The organism is Psychrobacter sp. UBA6766 (genome assembly GCF_002453355.1).
Classification (GTDB): domain Bacteria; phylum Pseudomonadota; class Gammaproteobacteria; order Pseudomonadales; family Moraxellaceae; genus Psychrobacter.
Genome location: NZ_DKGQ01000042.1, coordinates 49,404 through 67,423, shown reverse-complemented (window position 1 = coordinate 67,423; position 18,020 = coordinate 49,404). Strand labels below are relative to the sequence as shown.

15 protein-coding genes are annotated in these 18,020 nt (G+C 42.7%); 12 read left to right on the top strand and 3 right to left on the bottom strand.

What is annotated here, in order from left to right; all coding sequences use genetic code 11:
* The first annotated feature begins 132 nt into the window (after positions 1-132).
* The 7 genes from cmk (at position 133) to B4K26_RS09455 (ending at position 6,684) form a co-directional block, all read left to right on the top strand.
* Positions 133-888, top strand: coding sequence for a (d)CMP kinase (gene cmk, locus B4K26_RS09485; RefSeq protein ID WP_296245098.1), 756 nt, complete (start codon positions 133-135; stop codon positions 886-888).
* A gap of 235 nt (positions 889-1,123) precedes the next feature.
* Positions 1,124-2,812, top strand: a complete 1,689-nt coding sequence (gene rpsA / locus B4K26_RS09480) for a 30S ribosomal protein S1 (protein WP_296245097.1) — start codon at positions 1,124-1,126, stop codon at positions 2,810-2,812.
* Positions 2,813-3,212: 400 nt separating this feature from the next.
* Positions 3,213-3,518 carry an integration host factor subunit beta gene (locus tag B4K26_RS09475; protein WP_296236252.1) on the top strand — a complete coding sequence of 102 codons (306 nt, stop codon included), beginning with the start codon at positions 3,213-3,215 and terminating at the stop codon, positions 3,516-3,518.
* A gap of 74 nt (positions 3,519-3,592) precedes the next feature.
* The gene (locus B4K26_RS09470) at positions 3,593-4,003 is read left to right on the top strand and encodes a lipopolysaccharide assembly protein LapA domain-containing protein (protein WP_296245095.1); all 411 of its coding nucleotides are present in this window, start codon (positions 3,593-3,595) and stop codon (positions 4,001-4,003) included.
* A 74-nt stretch (positions 4,004-4,077) separates the two neighbouring features.
* Complete coding sequence (gene pyrF / locus B4K26_RS09465) at positions 4,078-4,776, top strand: orotidine-5'-phosphate decarboxylase (protein ID WP_296245094.1); 699 nt, start codon at positions 4,078-4,080, stop codon at positions 4,774-4,776.
* Positions 4,777-4,937: 161 nt separating this feature from the next.
* Positions 4,938-5,735, top strand: a complete 798-nt coding sequence (locus tag B4K26_RS09460; protein WP_296245092.1) for a metallophosphoesterase — start codon at positions 4,938-4,940, stop codon at positions 5,733-5,735.
* Between the two features lie 106 nt (positions 5,736-5,841).
* Positions 5,842-6,684, top strand: a complete 843-nt coding sequence (locus tag B4K26_RS09455; RefSeq protein WP_296245091.1) for a histidine phosphatase family protein — start codon at positions 5,842-5,844, stop codon at positions 6,682-6,684.
* Between the two features lie 152 nt (positions 6,685-6,836).
* On the opposite strand, the gene rpsT is transcribed toward B4K26_RS09455, so the two are convergent.
* Positions 6,837-7,103, bottom strand: a complete 267-nt coding sequence (gene rpsT / locus B4K26_RS09450; protein ID WP_010200097.1) for a 30S ribosomal protein S20 — start codon at positions 7,101-7,103, stop codon at positions 6,837-6,839.
* 431 nt (positions 7,104-7,534) lie between these two features.
* Here rpsT and B4K26_RS09445 point away from each other — a divergent pair, with 431 nt between their 5' ends.
* The 5 genes from B4K26_RS09445 to B4K26_RS09425 all read left to right on the top strand — a co-directional run bounded on the left by B4K26_RS09445 (position 7,535) and on the right by B4K26_RS09425 (position 15,384).
* A complete protein-coding gene (locus B4K26_RS09445; RefSeq protein ID WP_296245089.1) occupies positions 7,535-8,236 on the top strand; it encodes an NAD-dependent epimerase/dehydratase family protein in 702 nt (233 codons plus the stop codon).
* Positions 8,237-8,339: 103 nt separating this feature from the next.
* Positions 8,340-8,855 carry a ribonuclease E activity regulator RraA gene (gene rraA, locus B4K26_RS09440; protein WP_296245249.1) on the top strand — a complete coding sequence of 172 codons (516 nt, stop codon included), beginning with the start codon at positions 8,340-8,342 and terminating at the stop codon, positions 8,853-8,855.
* A gap of 220 nt (positions 8,856-9,075) precedes the next feature.
* Positions 9,076-12,789, top strand: a complete 3,714-nt coding sequence (mfd, locus tag B4K26_RS09435) for a transcription-repair coupling factor (RefSeq protein ID WP_296245088.1) — start codon at positions 9,076-9,078, stop codon at positions 12,787-12,789.
* 282 nt (positions 12,790-13,071) lie between these two features.
* The gene (locus B4K26_RS09430; protein ID WP_192522485.1) at positions 13,072-13,503 is read left to right on the top strand and encodes an HIT domain-containing protein; all 432 of its coding nucleotides are present in this window, start codon (positions 13,072-13,074) and stop codon (positions 13,501-13,503) included.
* 450 nt (positions 13,504-13,953) lie between these two features.
* Complete coding sequence (locus tag B4K26_RS09425) at positions 13,954-15,384, top strand: adenylate/guanylate cyclase domain-containing protein (protein ID WP_296245086.1); 1,431 nt, start codon at positions 13,954-13,956, stop codon at positions 15,382-15,384.
* 95 nt (positions 15,385-15,479) lie between these two features.
* Here B4K26_RS09425 and fdx read toward each other — a convergent pair whose 3' ends face one another.
* Both fdx and hscA read right to left on the bottom strand, forming a co-directional pair.
* Positions 15,480-15,818: an ISC system 2Fe-2S type ferredoxin gene (fdx, locus tag B4K26_RS09420; protein ID WP_296190981.1), complete on the bottom strand. Its 339-nt coding sequence runs from the start codon at positions 15,816-15,818 to the stop codon at positions 15,480-15,482.
* A gap of 115 nt (positions 15,819-15,933) precedes the next feature.
* A complete protein-coding gene (gene hscA, locus B4K26_RS09415) occupies positions 15,934-17,811 on the bottom strand; it encodes a Fe-S protein assembly chaperone HscA (RefSeq protein ID WP_296245085.1) in 1,878 nt (625 codons plus the stop codon).
* Between the last annotated feature and the right edge of the window lie 209 nt (positions 17,812-18,020).

The window sequence follows — 18,020 nt, the reverse complement described above, 5'->3', positions numbered from 1 at the left end:
AGTAGGTTTGTTTGCTATACTGTTGCCCTATTTGCTTGCGAACAAGTTTATTAGCGTGCAAGCGTTTGATAAATCAATAAAAATTACTTTATTTACCACTATGTAGGCCATGCCTACGATTAAGTGAGTGTTATGACTGCTTCTATACCTGATGCTAATGAGAATAGTAACATGCCATCATTGCGCTATCCGGTTATCTGTATTGACGGTCCAAGTGGTGCAGGTAAAGGCACGGTTACATGGCGCTTAGCACAAGCGTTAGGGTATCAGTTGTTAGATTCTGGGGCGTTATATCGCATTGTTGGTCTAAAGGCATTTGAAGCAGGTCTGCTTAATACAAATGACAAGCAAAGTATTGATGAGACAGCGCTGTTAACATTGACCCAAAACCTGAAGATTGTTTTTGAGCCTAATAGTGAATCAGGACGCGTAGATATTATCGTCAATGGCGGAAAGATTGGCGAGCAAGTTCGTAACGAGACGGTTGGCGGTTACGCTTCACAAATTGCGGTCTATCCAAAAGTTCGTCAAGCTTTGCTTAAATTGCAGCAAGACATGGCAACGCAATCAGGATTGGTAGCCGATGGTCGCGACATGGGTACAGTCGTGTTTCCAAATGCCGATGTTAAAGTCTATCTGACGGCCAGTGCACAAGCTCGTGCTGAGCGCCGCGTGGCACAGCTTTTAAAGGCTGGACAGATAGCAGATTTTGGCGCAATTCTTGCGACGATTAAAGCCCGCGATGATCGTGATGAGAACCGAGCAACAGCACCGTCAAAACCGGCAAAAGATGCACTTGTTTTAGATAGCTCAAACCTAGACGCTGATGCGGTCTATGAGCTGGTAAAAAAACATTGTCAGGACAAGGGTGTTAGTTTTAATCGTTAATAAAAACAACATTTTAAGTACTAAAAGGTTTCCTATAGCTTCCATTTTAGTATAAAATTACAGAAAGTATTAAAAGACAGTTGTTGCTAATGAGCTTGCTAAAAATTTCGCTTATTAACAACAAACGTTTTTTTATATGGCTATATAAGATATAAAACCAGTATTTCGTTTTATACAGTCATAAATTTGATCCGTACTGTGCTGGACAGGATACGGCTATACAAAGGTAGACATAATGGAATCATTTGCTGAACTATTTGAAGCGAGCATCGAAGAAACAGGTCTGGATATTGAGCGTGGCTCGGTTATTACAGGAACTGTTGTTGCCATCGATAGCGACTGGATCACTGTTGATACAGGTCTAAAATCTGAAGGTATTGTCGCTCGTGAAGAGTTTTTAAGCGAAGAAGGCGAACTTGAAGTTGAAGTTGGCGACACAGTTGACGTAGTGGTTGAAGCGGTTGATAACGGTATGGGTCAAACCTTACTGTCACGCGAAAAAGCCAAACGCGTCGAGACTTGGAATTTCCTTGAAAAAATCTCTGACAATGATGAGATTGTAAAAGGTATTATTTCTAGCAAAGTAAAAGGCGGCTTTACCGTTGATATCGGTTCAGTTCGCGCCTTCCTACCAGGTTCATTGGTAGACGTTCGTCCGATTCGTGATACCACGCATCTAGAAGGCAAAGAACTAGAATTTAAAGTTATCAAACTAGATCAAAAACGTAACAACGTTGTGGTAAGTCGCCGCGCTGTTATGGAAGCTGAAAACTCAGCTGAGCGTGAAGAGCTATTGAACAAGCTTGAAGAAGGTATCGAGATCGAAGGTATCGTTAAGAACCTAACTGATTACGGTGCATTCGTTGATCTTGGTGGTATTGATGGTTTGCTTCACATCACTGACATGGCATGGCGCCGTATCAAGCACCCATCTGAGGTGGTTGAAGTTGGTCAAGACCTAAAAGTTAAAGTATTGAAGTTTGACCGTGAGCGCAATCGCGTCAGCCTAGGTCTAAAACAACTTGGTACGGATCCTTGGGATAACGTTGGCGGCACATACCCAGTAGGTAGTGTGGTGAAAGCACGCGTCACTAACCTAACAGATTATGGTTGTTTTGCGGAAATCTCTGAAGGTATCGAAGGTTTAGTACACGTATCAGAAATGGATCACACCAACAAAAATATCCATCCATCAAAAGTTGTTCAAGTGGGTGACGAAGTTGAAGTGATGATCCTTGATATTGACGAAGAACGTCGCCGTATCAGCTTAGGTATCAAACAAACCCTAGCCAATCCATGGGATGAGTTTGATAAGAAACATGAGCGCGGTGATAAAATCACTGGTACGATCAAATCTATCACTGACTTCGGTATCTTTATCGGTCTAGACGGTGGTATCGATGGCCTTGTGCATCTGTCTGATATCTCTTGGAACGAAACTGGCGAAGAAGCTATCCGTAACTACAATAAAGGCGACACCGTTGAAGCAATGGTATTGTCTGTAGATTCAGAAGCCAACCGTATCAGCTTAGGCATCAAACAGTTAAGCTCTGATCCATTCAACGAATACCTAGTCAACAATGACCGCGGCGCTATCGTTAATGGTAAAGTAAAAGAAGTAGACGCGAAGGGTGCAACTATTGAACTTGCTGACGAAGTAGAAGCTTACTTACGTGCCTCTGAGATTCAACGTGACCGCGTTGAAGATGCAACTAAGCATCTGTCTGTTGGTGACGATGTCGAAGCGAAAATCATCAGTGTTGATCGCAAAACTCGTAACATCAGCTTGTCAATCAAAGCAAAAGACGAAGCTGAAGAACGTCAAGCGATTAAAGAATTGGGAAGCACTGGGACTACTACTGCTGCCGGCTCTGACGCTCAGCCAAAAACCATTGGTGACTTGATCAAAGAACAAATGCAGTAAGCTGTATATTGTTGATATGGTTATACTGTAAAAAGAAAGCGACTCCGGTCGCTTTTTTTTATGATTATATTTGCGGAGGAGTCAGTATGTTTTAAGATTTCCCATAAAAAAGGAAACTCTTATTTCCATTTACCCTCATATCCGCTATCATTTGCAACATTGAGTAAAGAGATGTGAAGATAAACCTAAATAATTATAGAATGAGGAATAGGCTGATTGCTACTTGACCGGCGTTAAGTCAAGGCGGTTTTATTATCGATGAATAAGGATTTGATAGATGACTAGATTTTGTTATCTTAAGCCTATTCACTTAAGTAATATTTCTTTTTCTATCGTTTTCTTATGAAAGGGGTTTAACTCACGACCAACTTATCTATTAATTTACAAGGTCCCTGTGATAATGCAGCAAGCAATTAACAAGTCCGAATTTATTAGTAATCTGAGCGCGAATTGTGACAATATAACGGACACCGTTGTCGATGATGCAGTACGCGAAATATTAAATTTGATGACCGATACATTAGCCAATGACGGGCGAGTAGAAGTACGTGGCTTTGGTAGTTTTTGTCTCCATCATCGCCGCGCTCGTATGGGACGCAACCCTAAGACGGGTGAGAGCGTTCCTGTTCCTGCCAAAGCGATTCCGCACTTTAAGCCTGGCAAAGCACTACGGGAAGCGGTCAATGATAAAGTAGCAAACGGTTAATAAAGCAGAGCCGTCAGCATGTCTGCGTTTTTTGTTAAACGGTTCATACGATTCAACACAAAAGGAGACGTCTGATGCGCGTTTTACTGCTGGTATTACTGTTTTTAAGCTTTGCTTACGCGCTTGGTTTGGTACTGGCCAATAATACTGAAGTTGGGGTGAACCTACTGTTTTCACAAGCACCGACAATGAATTTAGGCTTATTACTGATTCTCTGCTTACTACTAGGCATTGTGATTGGAATGCTACTCGCGCTGCTTATTTTCCGTGTCCTACAAAATAAGTGGGAAATCTCACGTCTGCAAAAATTGAACGCCAATTTGCAAGAGCAAGTGACGCAAGCCAATATCGTCATTGATCGTCAAGCTAACTTGCCAACGGTACAAGAAGCGGTTTATGGTGCAACAGCGAGTAATGTTCATAGTGGTAGTGTCAGTGAGCTAGACGATGGTGCGACTTTAACCAAGCAAAAGCGAGATTATTGAGTGCTAACTAAGCCTGTTTGTACTAATACGTTTATATATGATGATTTGTTAAACTGATAAAAAGTGGCACAATTATGAATAACACCATCAATTCTCCAGTCATCGTTGCACTGGATAATATGACCAAAGATGCCTCTTTAGCGCTGGCTGATCAATTAGATCCAGCGTTATGTCGATTAAAAGTGGGAAAAGAGCTGTTTACCCGCTGCGGTCCTGAAATAGTCAAAGCGCTGCATCAGCGCAATTTTGAAGTATTTTTAGACTTGAAATTTCACGACATTCCTAATACCACAGCACAAGCTGTATTAGCCGCAGCTGAGCTTGGGGTATGGATGGTCAACGTTCATGCAAGCGCGGGCCTAGAGGCTATGTCACTGGCCAAGCAGCGCTTGATAGATGGTAATTTTGAGACGTTGCTGATTGCTGTCACTGTGCTGACCTCTATGGACAATATCGCATTGGCACAAACCGGAATCACCGATGGTTTGGATGTACAAGTAAGCCGTCTAGCACAATTGACCAAGCAAGCTGGGCTTGATGGTGTGGTTTGCTCCGCGCAGGAGGCTAAGACGCTTAAGGCATTGTGTGGTCAAGATTTCAAGCTGGTCACCCCAGGAATTCGTCTGCTAGACGACAATGCAGATGATCAAAAACGTATCTGTACGCCAAAACAAGCATTGACAGATGGTTCTGACTATTTGGTAATTGGTCGCTCAATTACGCAAGCAGCAGATCCGGCGGCTAAATTACAATTGATTTTTAACAGTATTTAGTATTTAAAATTAACAGAACCGTAAAAAGACAGCCTAATCCGCTGTCTTTTTTACTTTTTGCCCATTATCAAAAAGCTGCTACACTGGTTAAGTTGATGCTAGTAATAAGCTTAGAAAAAAGCAATTTTTATAAACAGTATGATTGGATGATAGTAGATCCTATGAAATTACAGATTTTGAGTGACTTACATATTGATAGTTATGCTCGGCAGTCGTATCCGATGGGGCGCATTCCTAAGACCGACGCAGACGTGGTATTAGTAGCAGGAGATACCGCCAATAGTGATAATGGTATGGCATGGCTACAAGAGCAAGCCGCGCATTTGCAAGTGCCTTTGATTACCATCGCGGGCAATCACGAGTACTTCAATGAAGATGTGCTGCATTTTGATAAAAAGCTAGCAACTTGGGATAATTATAATATTGAGTTACAGCAAGGCGTGCGCGTCTTACAGTGTCAGCATATTGATATTGGTGAGGTACGGATTTTAGGCTGTACGTTGTGGACAGACTATCAGTATCAGGCTAATGCAGATACGATGGTAGTTGCTAGACGTTTTATGCGTGATTATAAGCAAATTTACGCGGGTGGCAAGCTGTTTTCACCTGAAGTATCGATGCAAATTCATGCTGAGCACCGCCAATGGCTTCAGCAAGCGCTAATAACTGCTAAATCATTAGGTAAAAAAACCGTCGTCATGAGTCATCATAGTATTAGCCCATTATCGGTATCTGAGAAATTTGCTAACTTACCGAGCAATGCTGCCTTTGTCAGTGATTTATCAAGTTGGATGCATGAGGATTGGGCGCCGGCCCTTTGGGTGCATGGACATACGCATGAAGCCTTTGACTATCAAATTAACAAAACAAGAGTGATAGTGAATCCGCGTGCTTATCCCAATGAAGTAAGCAGTACTAACTTAGCGTTCATCTGGAACAAAGTGGTGGATATTGGCTAAATCCTGTTAACCAAGCGCTTATATCGATATATAGCTAAATAAGCTATAGTACAACTGACCTTATATTCTGTTCATTCTCATCAAGAAATCTGCTACCCTTACTACCATGAGTAAATTGCCTAATAATACCCCATCGGGACCACCGACACCGACTGAAAAGCCTACGAACCTCAGGCCGAATGCACCTGCCCCTTCTCACTTACCTGACAGTATGATGTCTTCGATCGGTTTGTTGCCGGTAGATAAAAGACTAATTTTATTTACCAGACATTCTTTGCGTGAGCGCTCTGACGGCGATGGTTTTGCCAGTTATCAATTGCCGCTAACGCCTAAGGGCCGTGTATTAGCAAAGTCTTGGGGACGCTGGTTGGCAGAACATCTGCCGTATTCGCTCGATGTTGATAGTATTTCAAGTCCGATTGGTCGCTGTATTGATACCGCGCAGCTGATGCAAGAGGGGGCAGGGCTACGACGTGATATTGCCCATCAATCGCTACTGGTTGAACCTGGTAGTCTGGTGACCGAACCTGAGATTGCCAACCCGATTTTTAAAGAAATTGGTGTGCTAAACTTTATCAATCGCTTCTTACAAGGCAATCTTGAAGGTACGAAAAACGCTTATCAAGGTGGACTTGATCTTTTATCGCTTTTTTATCAAAACCAGCCTCAACATGGGCATTTAATGCTGGCGGTCAGTCATGATACTTTGCTATCAGCGTTTTTGGCAGTGATGCTAGACGTGGTTGAGATTGATTGGAATGATTGGCCAAAGATGATGGAAGGGGTGTTTTTGTGGTTTGATGATAAGCCTTTTGAGCAGGCCAATGCCTATTTCGTTTGGCGCGGGCAAGTATATATTCGTCCAATCAGCGATTTATTACAGGGCTACCGTGCCGCTGGTTTTCATCCAAGCAAATTGCTATTGCCACCAGAAGTAAAATGGACCTAAGTATTTTACTCAGCGTTGAATATTTTTAACTGCTAGCTTTTAACTGTTAACTTTCAAACGGGTATAAAAAAACCTTGCCCCAGTCTTAGAACCAGTAGCAAGGTTTTGGTCATCACACTATCAAGTATGATGCGGTCTAAACATTAACTGTCTTAAGCTTGTAGGCCTTTGATAGTTTTGTTTAGGCGGCTCTTACGACGAGCAGCTTTATTCTTATGAATAATACCTTTGTCAGCCATACGATCAAGAACTGGTACCGCTTTTTTATAAGCTTCGGTAGCCGCGTCGTAATCTTTAGCAGCGATAGCCGCATCAACACGTTTTAGGTAAGTACGAACCATAGAGCGTTGTGACGCAGAGTTCTGACGACGTTTGGTGTTTTGACGGGCGCGTTTACGAGCTTGTGCAGTATTAGCCACGCGTATCTCCTTGATAAAGACAGATAAAAATATGAATGTTGATTGCAATAATGGGTTTAACAATCATCGGTGACGAGCAGCCTCTCGCCAAACATGATGTCGATGTCTATTATTAGGGCACTTATTTGTTATTTAAAGTGCCAAATAATAATAGAGCATCGGTCGCGCCAGAACTGTTTGGAATAATTAAACAGCGTTGACGTGTAAAGCCGGTTATCTTAGCAAATTATTGCGCTTAGAACAATATATTTGATAGTTAATGCTAAAAGAAGTTATCCTAACCCTTAATGCTGATAAAATCTCTTACAATAAATTGTGTAGAATAGCGCTAGTGAATTGTTAATTTAGGTATGATACGGAAGCAATAGATTTCTAGAAGACATATCTTCTCAGTATTATAAATAATCCAACATAATATAAATGGATAGGCTATGCAGCGAAAAGCAATTGTAATTGGCGCAACAGGGTTGGTAGGGCAGTATCTTGTTAAGCAGCTTAGTGAGCTTTATGATACGTTAATTGTGATTGCACGGCGACCGCCTCGCTATATCAATGCCAGCATGCGCTTTTATCAGGTCAATGACTTTGATAATTTGGCTGAAATATTTGCCAGCGTCGGCGCTGATAATAACACGGATGCTTTTAGCTGCCTTGGCACCACAAAAAAGCAGGCTGGTAGTGATGAAGCTTTTCGAAAAGTCGACCATGATTATAATGTCAATTTTGCCAAATTATGCCGTTCTAAAGGCATTGAGAACTTCTTTTTGTTGTCTTCAATGAATGCAGATATCGACAGCCGCTTTTTGTATAATCGAGTCAAAGCGGAAACTGAGCAGTCTATTATGGCGTTGGGTTTTACCCAGTTGGTAATTCTGCGACCATCGTTATTGCTTGGTAAACATAAAGGTCGTCCACTGGAAAGTTTTGGTCAAAAAGCGTTTAAGCTGATCTCGCCGATCGTCCCCGAGTCATTATCCTTGCATCCTATTTCTGCCAAGCGCGTTGCCAGTGCTATGGCGATGAGTGCGCATGAGGTTTATCAGCGTAATAAATATCGTAGTGAGCCTACCGCTACAGACACGGATATTATTGAAAACAAACAGCTACTAGCAATGACCAAAGTCAGAAAGTAGCCTAAGCATAAATTAATAAAAACTCAGATTTCACGATAGATAATTCAACTATTTAACTTAAACAAGGAGCGTCACGATGTCAGATACAGCAGAAACAACCGCGATGAATAAAGACAACTTTGTAACTTGTGATTTATTGGATGCCAATCCTGAGTCGCAAGTATGTTTGCCCAATATCGAAGGCAAATCATTTTATAGCTTTGGCGGTAAAGACAGATTTTGCGGTGAAATCGTGACGGTAAAATGCTTTGAAGATAATAGCCGCGTAAAATCCTTATTGAATAGCGATGGCAAAGATAAAGACGGTAATGGCAAAGTCTTGGTCGTCGACGGTGGCGGTTCAATGCGCTGCGCGTTGCTCGGCGATATGATAGCACAGTCAGCGATTGATAATGGCTGGGCAGGAGTGGTGGTATATGGCTGCGTCCGTGATGTAGATGATATGGCGCAAATGGATATCGGCGTCATGGCGCTTGGTTGCATCCCGCGCAAATCAAATCGCCGCGATGAAGGTCAAACCGATATTGAAATTAGCTTTGGTGATTTAACCTTGAACTCAGGAATGTTTGTTTATGCCGACAATAATGGCATTATCGCAAGTGATAAACCTTTAATTTAAAAATATTTTAATGAATACAAATTGAGAACCTCAGCTTAACCGTTGAGGTTCTTACATTTAATTATTCTGTCTTTATAGATGAATATGGATTTTATCAATTTTGTAGTTATTGGTTTTTTAATAAAAATGCTAAGTGACAAACCGTTACGGCATAAATTTTGGTAATTGCGCAAATATTCGTATAATAGCTTTCTGACCCTTAACTTCGATCCTATCCTTTATGCCTATCCCTGCTTTGACTGACGCCTTTGATCTTATTAATCAGCAGTTATTTCCTATCCAAAATGCCGAGCGGCGCTGGCTGGCGCCTGTGCATGGGGCAGTCAGTAGTTTATGGCTGGCAAGTCTCGTGCAAACGCCGCTCTGGGATGTGGCCGACCGTCTAAAAGTCGTGGTGACGCGTGACCAAAATCAGCTCAACCAGATAGAGACGGAGTTGGCGTTTTGTGGGGTTGATGCTTATGTATTTCCCGACTGGGAAACACTGACTTATGATGAGCTATCTCCGCATCAAGATATTGTCAGCGAACGCATCAATCTTTTGACCGATATGCCCACTACAGGCGTGTTGTTGATATCGGTACAAACACTGATGCATCGCGTGGCACCGCCCAGTTGGTTGATAGGCCAGCACTTTGATTTGAGTGTCGGTGATCGATTTGACATCAATACTCAGCGTGGCTTATTGGCAAAGGCAGGTTACCGCGCAGTTGAAAATGTCTTTGAACCGGGTGAGTTTGCGGTTCGTGGGAGTATCGTTGATATCTTTGCAATGGGTCAGCCATTTCCGCTTCGTCTCGATTTATTTGATGATGAAATTGAAACCATTCGCTTCTTTAATCCGCAGACCCAGCGAACGTTGACCGTCGATGACCTAAAAGTCATGATGAGCGGCAATGATAGCAGTATGACTAAAGAGTCGCTGGCGCTACTGCATAAATTGCCTGATCTTTCAAAACCTATTGAGCAGTTTCAAATATTACCGGCTAAAGAGTTTCCGCTCGATGAAGGGCGCGACACGTTTCGTATGAATTTTGCGGCGATGTTCCCTAATGCCAGTAGCCGCAAATCTGAGCTGCATAAGGATGTGATGGCAGGTATTGCCAGCAGTGGGCTTGAATACTACCAGCCATTATTTTTTGATTTAAAAGATTGGCAGTCCGAGAGTAGTTTATTTTCTTACTTGCCGAGCGATGCCTTATTTATCACGGACGAGCTAATTAACGAGAAACAGTCAGATTATTGGTCTCAGATTCAGCGCCGTTATGAAGAGCGTCGTCATGATATCGATAAGCCAATCGTTGCGCCTGAGTTGTTATATTTATTATCGAATACTTTAAATGAGCATCTGAATCATTATCCACGGGTAATATTGAGTGCACGTGATGAGCTGGCGACTATGACGGATGTTGCTGCGATTGATAGCGATGAAGCAACCCTAACGCCTGAACAACTACCCCTGACGTCAAAAAAACAAGGACTGATAACACTTAATGCCCAAGAGCCACCGCAACTGGCCGTCAATCATCAAAAAGCGGAGCCACTTACCGAGCTTTTGGAGTTTTTAAACTTACAAGCCCAAACAGGAACGCCAGTATTAGTAGTAGCAGAAACGGCTGGTCGTCGTGAAATTCTGATTGAACTGTTTAAAGGTAAAATAGATGTTAAAGCCTACGATAGCTTTGAGGCGTTTTTAGCAGCAGATAAAACTAAGAATACTCATGATAAAAAGCTACCGCAGGTCGGATTGACCGTAGCGCCTATTGAACGCGGTGTTTATGTTCCTGAGCGATTGGTATTGATTAGTGAAACGCAACTATTTGGCCGGCAAGTGCTGCAAACGCGCCGTCGCCGCCAAAGTGGTGTGTCAGAAGAGTTTTTGGTTAAAAGCGTCACCGAAATAACTGAAGGCAGTCCGGTGGTGCATATTGAGCATGGTATTGGACGTTATAATGGGCTGATTACGCTGGATGTTGGTGACGGCGAGCAAGAGTTCATTCACTTAAAATACGCTGATGATGCCAGTATTTATGTGCCGGTTGCTAATTTACAAATGATCAATCGCTATAGTGGCGGTGATCCAGCACTTGTCCCACTACATAAAATCGGTAGCGGTAAATGGGATAAAGCCAAGCAAAAAGCGCTTGAACAAATCCATGATGTTGCCGCTGAGCTACTTAACATGCAAGCTCGGCGCGAAGCAAAAGTTGGTATTCATTTTAAAATAGACCCATCACAGTATGAGCTGTTTGCTAGCCAATTTGCCTTTGAAGAAACGCCGGATCAAGCCAATGCCATCCATGCAGTGATGGAAGACATGAGACAAAATCAACCGATGGATCGTCTTATCTGCGGTGATGTGGGTTTTGGTAAGACAGAAGTAGCGATGCGCGCGGCCTTTATAGCAGTCAGCGCTGGTTATCAAGTAGCCGTATTAGTGCCGACCACCTTGCTGGCAGGCCAGCACGAAGACAATTTCCGCGATCGATTTGCGGATTGGCCGGTACGTATCGAAACCTTGTCGCGCTTTGGCGGTAAAAAACATCAACAGACGGTACTGGCTGACTTAGCGGCTGGCAAGGTTGATATCGTCATTGGCACGCACAAGTTACTACAACCTGATGTGAAATTCTCTAATCTCGGTTTGATGATTGTCGATGAAGAACATCGCTTTGGCGTGCGTCATAAAGAGCGCATTAAGGCGATTCAGACCAATGTGGACAGCATGTCGATGACAGCGACGCCAATCCCTAGAACGCTTAATATGGCGCTCTCAGGAATGCGAGATATGTCAATTATTGCCACACCACCAGAGCGTCGTCTCGCGATTAAAACCTTTGTCATGCAAAAAACGGATGCCTTGTTAAAAGAAGCTATCTTGCGTGAGCTACTGCGCGGCGGTCAGGTTTATCTATTGCATAACGATGTTGCCAGTATTGAGCGAATGGCAGAGACTGTCCGTGAACTGGTTCCTGAAGCACGAGTAGGGGTCGCTCATGGACAAATGCAAGAGCGCCAACTTGAACAAGTGATGCAGCAGTTTTATCATAAAAAATTCAATGTATTGATATGCTCGACCATTATCGAAACTGGTATTGATGTTCCGAATGCCAACACCATTATCATTGAGCGCGCGGATAAATTCGGCTTGGCTCAGTTGCATCAGCTGCGAGGTCGAGTTGGTCGCAGCCATCACCAAGCTTATTGTTACCTGTTGGTGCCGTCTATTAAAGGCCTTAAAGGCGATGCTAAGCGCCGTCTACATGCGATTGAGCGGGCCAATACCTTGGGCGCAGGCTTTATGCTAGCAAGTGAGGATTTAGAGATTCGCGGCGCAGGTGAAATCCTTGGCAAACAGCAAAGTGGTAATATGCAGGCGATTGGCTTTAGCTTATATATGGACATGCTTGAGCGCGCAACAAAAGCGATTAAAGCCGGTAAAGAGCCCGACTTAAACACGCCACTATCATTGACCAGTGAGATTAATTTGCACAGCTCTGCTTTAATACCAGAAGAGTATTTGCACGATGTGCATCAGCGCTTACTGTTTTATAAACGCATCAGTAATGCCGATGATAAGGAGGCATTGACCGATATTCGTACCGAAATGATTGACCGTTTCGGGACGCTGCCCGATCAGACCAAGCAATTATTTGCCATTCATGGGCTACGAATTCAAGCCGAACCGTTGAAAATTAATAGGATCGATGCCAATAGTAGTAGTTTGACGTTAGAGTTTGCGCCTGATACGCCAGTCGATGCGTTAGCGATTATTAAGCTTATTCAAAAGGACGGTCAGCGTTATCGAATGAATGGCGCCTCTGGTATTCGTTATCAAGATGCGGATAAGTTGGCAACGCCGCAGCAGCGTGTCACTGTGATTCAAGAGCTATTACGCTATTTTAGCGAACATATGGTGGCGGAGTCTGCTTAGTTTTGTTTATTCGTTGGCTTATCTCTCTAAAATATGCCAACTCATAAAGAGATTTAAATAAGATAAAGGTCAAGCCCTAAGACAGTCAGTCACGACGCTATTTTATCGGCTAGATAACTGATAAAATAGCGTCACTTTACAATATTTAGCCTACTATTTTTTATCGCGTACTGTTTTCTAAACGCTCTATTCTCTAAACGCATTGTGTTTTAGCAAAATAAGTGCTGCATTTTTACATACTACTTTACTTTATTTAAGCGTCATAACAAGAGAACCGTCATTATGTTCCAACTTCATCATAAACTTGCGGCTGACAGTTTTTTAGTGGGCGATTTCCCATTATCAACCTGTCGTTTAATCAATGATTGTCAATTTCCGTGGTTAATATTGGTACCGCGGGTATCAGGTATCAAAGAGCTATATGAATTATCTGAGGCAGACCAAGCGCAGTTTTTGCGTGAATCGAGCTGGTTATCAAGCCAACTTGCTAAGACTTTTCAAGCAGATAAAATGAATGTGGCTGCACTCGGCAATCAAGTGCCGCAGCTACATTTCCATCATATCGTGCGCTATCAAAACGATATGCAATGGCCAAATCCAGTATGGGGCGTTCCTGCCGTCCCTTATACCAAAGAAGTGTTGGCGCAAATGCAGCAAACGCTCATGATGGCGCTGCGTGGGCACCATCAAATGCCATTTGATTGGCAAATGTAATATATTTTTAAACGGAAGCTTTTGAATGTCGCTTCAGCATTCAATAATTGCTTTCATTCAAATGTGCATTGATTTTTAGCTCTCATTAAGTTTTCACTACGAAAAAGTCAGGTAGCTATTATCTGGCTTTTTTCCTTTTGTTATTATCATCAACATAAACCATGTTTATTGCGATTTAGTTTTATAGTATGTTTTAGGTAAATAAGCGATAAGTGGTATGCTTTTGCTTACCAGTGTCCTAGGTAAGATGGCATTAAAGCCGTATAATAGATAGATTTACTATCTACTCATATTAACAGATATTGATAAAGACATTTATTTATCAATGCATTCACTTATTAGTTTAAGCACTTATTAACCTAAAGACTGCGCAAAAACATACGTTGATAGAAGATCCGCTTTAATTTTTATTCAAACCTTTGATAGTTATCCTCTAAGCGAACATTGATCATGGCATTTTTTGAAACCACAGGCCCAAAGATTCCTGTACACCGTGGTGGTAATAGCAATGTTTATCGATTTGATTATCCAGAAATCTTTGTTTTAATACTAACGGTCGTATTGCTCGCGATACTTTACAACTTTAGCCCGACGTCGATGGCGCTCGCTGTCGTGGTTTGTCTGCCAAGCTTGTTGATTTTAATTTATAACTATCGCCGTCCAACCAGTTTTTGGACATCTAACATCGTTATTATCTTATCTTCAGCGGTCATAGGCTCGATACAGTTTTGTGCGGTCATTTCGCTCAGTCTAGCAGCGCTCATCGGTCTGCGAATTATTCTTAGTAGCCCGGAAAACCATCTCAAACTTCTCGCTGCATCAGTAGTGACGGTTATTGTTTTTTATTATGTCAGTGTGACTTTAAATAGCACTGAGATGGACTGTCACGACAGCTTTGTCACACCCGTTGTGTTATTGGCCAGTATGATTGTGATACTGTGCCATTTTCGCCACGTTTATCGGGATTATGTAGATTATGAAGCGCGGGCGCGGCAAGCGGCTGGACGTCTAAATACCATGGTTTCTGTCATTAATAAACTGACGCGGTTTGTACCGCCGCAAGTTTGGGAACCAATCGTCAAATCTGACAGTCCCGTTAGCGTCGAAAATAAACGCGCCAAACTGACGATGATGTTTTCAGATATTGTCGGCTTTACAGAGTTGTCCGATAGTTTGAGCGCTGATAATTTGGCGGACATTTTAAATACCTATATGCATTGTATGACGTTAATCGCCAATAAGCACGGCGCGGTGCTGGATAAGTTTATCGGCGACGGTATGGTGTGCTTTTTTGGCGAGCCGAACAGTCGGGGACCGCGCCAAGATGCGCTCGATTGTGTGGCAATGGCCATAGATATGCGCCGTGAAATGCGTACCTTGCGACAAAAATGGCGACTGCTCGGTTTCGAGGGACTATATATCCGTATTGGTATTACCACTGGCTACTGTCATGTCGGCAATTTTGGCAGTAACAACCGCCTGAGCTATACGCTGATTGGGAAAGAGGCCAACCTTGCTTCACGGCTTGAGGCCGTCGCCGGTAAAGGTCAGATATTTATTAGCGAAAGTACCCATGACTATATCTCGCATGATTATGACTGTGAATATGTCGGCGCTTTTCAGCTAAAAGGTTTTGATAATAAGGTAAGTGCGTGGCAAGTGCTTGACCCTGATGAAAATAAAGGGCAGTTGTCAAAATGGGTAGACCATACGTTACCCGGTTTTAATTTACATTTGAACTTTAAAGACATGCAAGATAATGACTATCAAGACATCAGAAATCGCTTAAATCTAGCTCTTGCACGTATTGAACAAGAAGAACAAGCAGCGATGCTTGAAATAGCAGAAGCCTGTAAGCAAGAAAATACCAGTCATAATTAGGTACAGATTGATTTCGATTTGAAAGTATTTATAAAAAGAAAAATCCAGTTATGATAAATAACTGGATTTTTTAGTTTAATTTTATACTTTATTATTTAATGATTTTCTTTCGCATGGTTTAGCGTATATTTAGGAATTTCGATGGTTAAATCATCATCCTCAAGCATCACTTGACACGATAGGCGTGAGTCAGGCTCCAAACCCCAAGCGCGATCCAGTAAGTCAGCTTCGATATCATCCATTTCATCTAACGTATTAAAGCCTTTACGCACCACAACATGACAAGTGGTACAGGCTTTTGACATCTCGCAAGCATGTTCAATCTTGATGCCTTTTTCCAATAGCGCTTTACATAAGTTGCTACCCGATTCTAGCTCGACTTCAGTACCTTCGGGGCAAATTTCATGATGGGGTAATATCGTAATTTTTGGCATAAGTTGTTTATCCGGTGCTAATCAATTAAAAAATAAAAAGGGTCAACCTAGTACAGGTGCTAAGCTAATGTGTTAAGTGTATATCTTATCAATATATCTATTACGAATGTATCTACTACCAATCTTGCGCACTGGTGCCAGACATGCTGGCTTTGACGCTTTGATTCATAATACGCGCTGCAAAAGCATCACTGTGCGGCTTGAGCTTGGCTTGTTCGGCTTCGATAACGGCTAAATCATCCGTACTAAGCGCCGTTTGTAGAGCTTGCATACTTTTAGTTAATGACTGCTGCTCTTCAGGTGAGATTAACGCAGCAAACTCGTTAAGCGCCGACTGTAGTGCTAATAACTCACGTTCCGCTTCTACTTTGGTCTCGATTAAAGAGCGCGCATTTTTGTCTTCTTCAGCGTATTTAAAGCCTGCGATCAATAGTTGCTCTTTTTGTTCATCAGACAGTCCATAAGAGGGCACAATCTCGATTTTACTTTCGGTCTTGGTTGTGGTTTCTTGCGCGCTGACGGTGAGCTGGCCATTGGCATCAATACTAAAGGTCACTTCAATACGAGCAAAACCTGCTTTCATAGGCGGAATACCGTATAACTCAAAGCGTCCAAGTGAGCGGCAGTTGTCGACTGTCTCACGCTCGCCCTGTACCACGTGAATCACCATGCCGGTTTGTCCATCTTGGTAAGTAGTAAATACTTGGCGTTTTTTGACTGGAATAGGGGTGTTGCGCGGAATCAGGACTTCAACCAGCCCGCCCATGGTTTCAAGACCAAGCGATAATGGCGTGACGTCGAGCAATAACAGGCCGTGGTCACTATCGCCATTGACCAGTTGATGAGCCGTCTGAGCGGCGCCTAAAGCGACGACTTCATCTGGATTTAGACGGCAAAGCGGCTCTTTCGCAAAAAAATCTGCGACCACTTGTTGGATAGCAGGCATGCGCGTAGAGCCGCCAACCAAAATGACTTCATCTAAGTCGGTGGCAGATAACTTGGCATCACGTAATACTTGTTCGCAGACACTTAACGTGCGGCGACTGACAGGCCCTGCAATACTCATCAAATCTTCGCGACGTAACACCCCTTGATAAGATTGTTCATTAACGACAATATCAATATCGACTTGCTCAGCATCGGTTAACGCTTGTTTATAAGTTTTAGCCTGTTGAGCAAGGATGGATTTGTCGTGCAAGCTGACGTTTTTAGGGTCGATATTTGATTGCTTAATGAGCCAATTGGTCAATAAGCGGTCAATATCATCACCGCCAAGCGCACTATTACCGCCCGTCGCTAATACCTCAAATACACCATCGCTGAGCTTTAAAATAGACACATCAAAGGTACCACCACCTAAATCATAGATTAGGTAGTAGTTTTCAGTATTGTCATCGCTAGGCTGATCGAGACCATAAGCAACCGCAGCAGCGGTCGGCTCATTTAATAAACGCAGAACATTAATACCAGCAGCCTGGGCGGCGTCTTTAGTTGCTTGACGTTGAGCTTCATCGAAATAGGCTGGTACGGTAATCACTGCACCTTGAATGCTGTCGTCTGGCAAAGCACTTGCGGCACGTTGTTCAAGCGCGGCTAAAATACGTGCTGAAACTTCAACAGGAGACACTTCGCCTTGCGCCGTTACAAACGCTGGCATGGCATCTTCGCTACCACTTAACTCATAAGGATGTGAGAATTTAATATCTGCTTGGCTACGTCCCATAAAGCGCTTAGCCGAGACAATCGTATTTTTTGGATCATCTGCTAAGTGTGTAAGGGCATCATGCCCAACCAATGGCTTGCCAGTGCTTGGATAGTAAACCACCGATGGCAGCAAGGTATCAGTTGTCGTACCTGCTTGCAAAACTTGCGCCTTGCCTGAGCGTACCACAGCGACCAATGAGCGCGTCGTACCAAGGTCAATTCCTAGGCCAAAACGATGCTGGTGAGGTTGAGCACTTTGATTAGGTTCGGCAATTTGCAATAAAGACATAAGAAAACTCAAAGATAAAATGAATTAAGTGAAATAGAACAAATACAACACAGCAACGATCATCATGTAACCGTTGTACTATTAATAATCAAAAATTGAACAATAAGCAAAAACAATCGTTTAAAAATATATGGATTTAGTAAGCCATGATAAAAATAGCAAAAATTGCAAAAGACATTTATTATTTGCAATTATACGGGATAATAGTG

Coding starts and splice junctions, on each gene's coding strand:
- cmk (WP_296245098.1), top strand. CDS start 133: ATGACTGCTTCTATACCTGATGCTAATGAGAATAGTAACATGCCATCA.
- rpsA (WP_296245097.1), top strand. CDS start 1,124: ATGGAATCATTTGCTGAACTATTTGAAGCGAGCATCGAAGAAACAGGT.
- B4K26_RS09475 (WP_296236252.1), top strand. CDS start 3,213: ATGCAGCAAGCAATTAACAAGTCCGAATTTATTAGTAATCTGAGCGCG.
- B4K26_RS09470 (WP_296245095.1), top strand. CDS start 3,593: ATGCGCGTTTTACTGCTGGTATTACTGTTTTTAAGCTTTGCTTACGCG.
- pyrF (WP_296245094.1), top strand. CDS start 4,078: ATGAATAACACCATCAATTCTCCAGTCATCGTTGCACTGGATAATATG.
- B4K26_RS09460 (WP_296245092.1), top strand. CDS start 4,938: ATGAAATTACAGATTTTGAGTGACTTACATATTGATAGTTATGCTCGG.
- B4K26_RS09455 (WP_296245091.1), top strand. CDS start 5,842: ATGAGTAAATTGCCTAATAATACCCCATCGGGACCACCGACACCGACT.
- B4K26_RS09445 (WP_296245089.1), top strand. CDS start 7,535: ATGCAGCGAAAAGCAATTGTAATTGGCGCAACAGGGTTGGTAGGGCAG.
- rraA (WP_296245249.1), top strand. CDS start 8,340: ATGAATAAAGACAACTTTGTAACTTGTGATTTATTGGATGCCAATCCT.
- mfd (WP_296245088.1), top strand. CDS start 9,076: ATGCCTATCCCTGCTTTGACTGACGCCTTTGATCTTATTAATCAGCAG.
- B4K26_RS09430 (WP_192522485.1), top strand. CDS start 13,072: ATGTTCCAACTTCATCATAAACTTGCGGCTGACAGTTTTTTAGTGGGC.
- B4K26_RS09425 (WP_296245086.1), top strand. CDS start 13,954: ATGGCATTTTTTGAAACCACAGGCCCAAAGATTCCTGTACACCGTGGT.
- fdx (WP_296190981.1), bottom strand. CDS start 15,818: ATGCCAAAAATTACGATATTACCCCATCATGAAATTTGCCCCGAAGGT.
- hscA (WP_296245085.1), bottom strand. CDS start 17,811: ATGTCTTTATTGCAAATTGCCGAACCTAATCAAAGTGCTCAACCTCAC.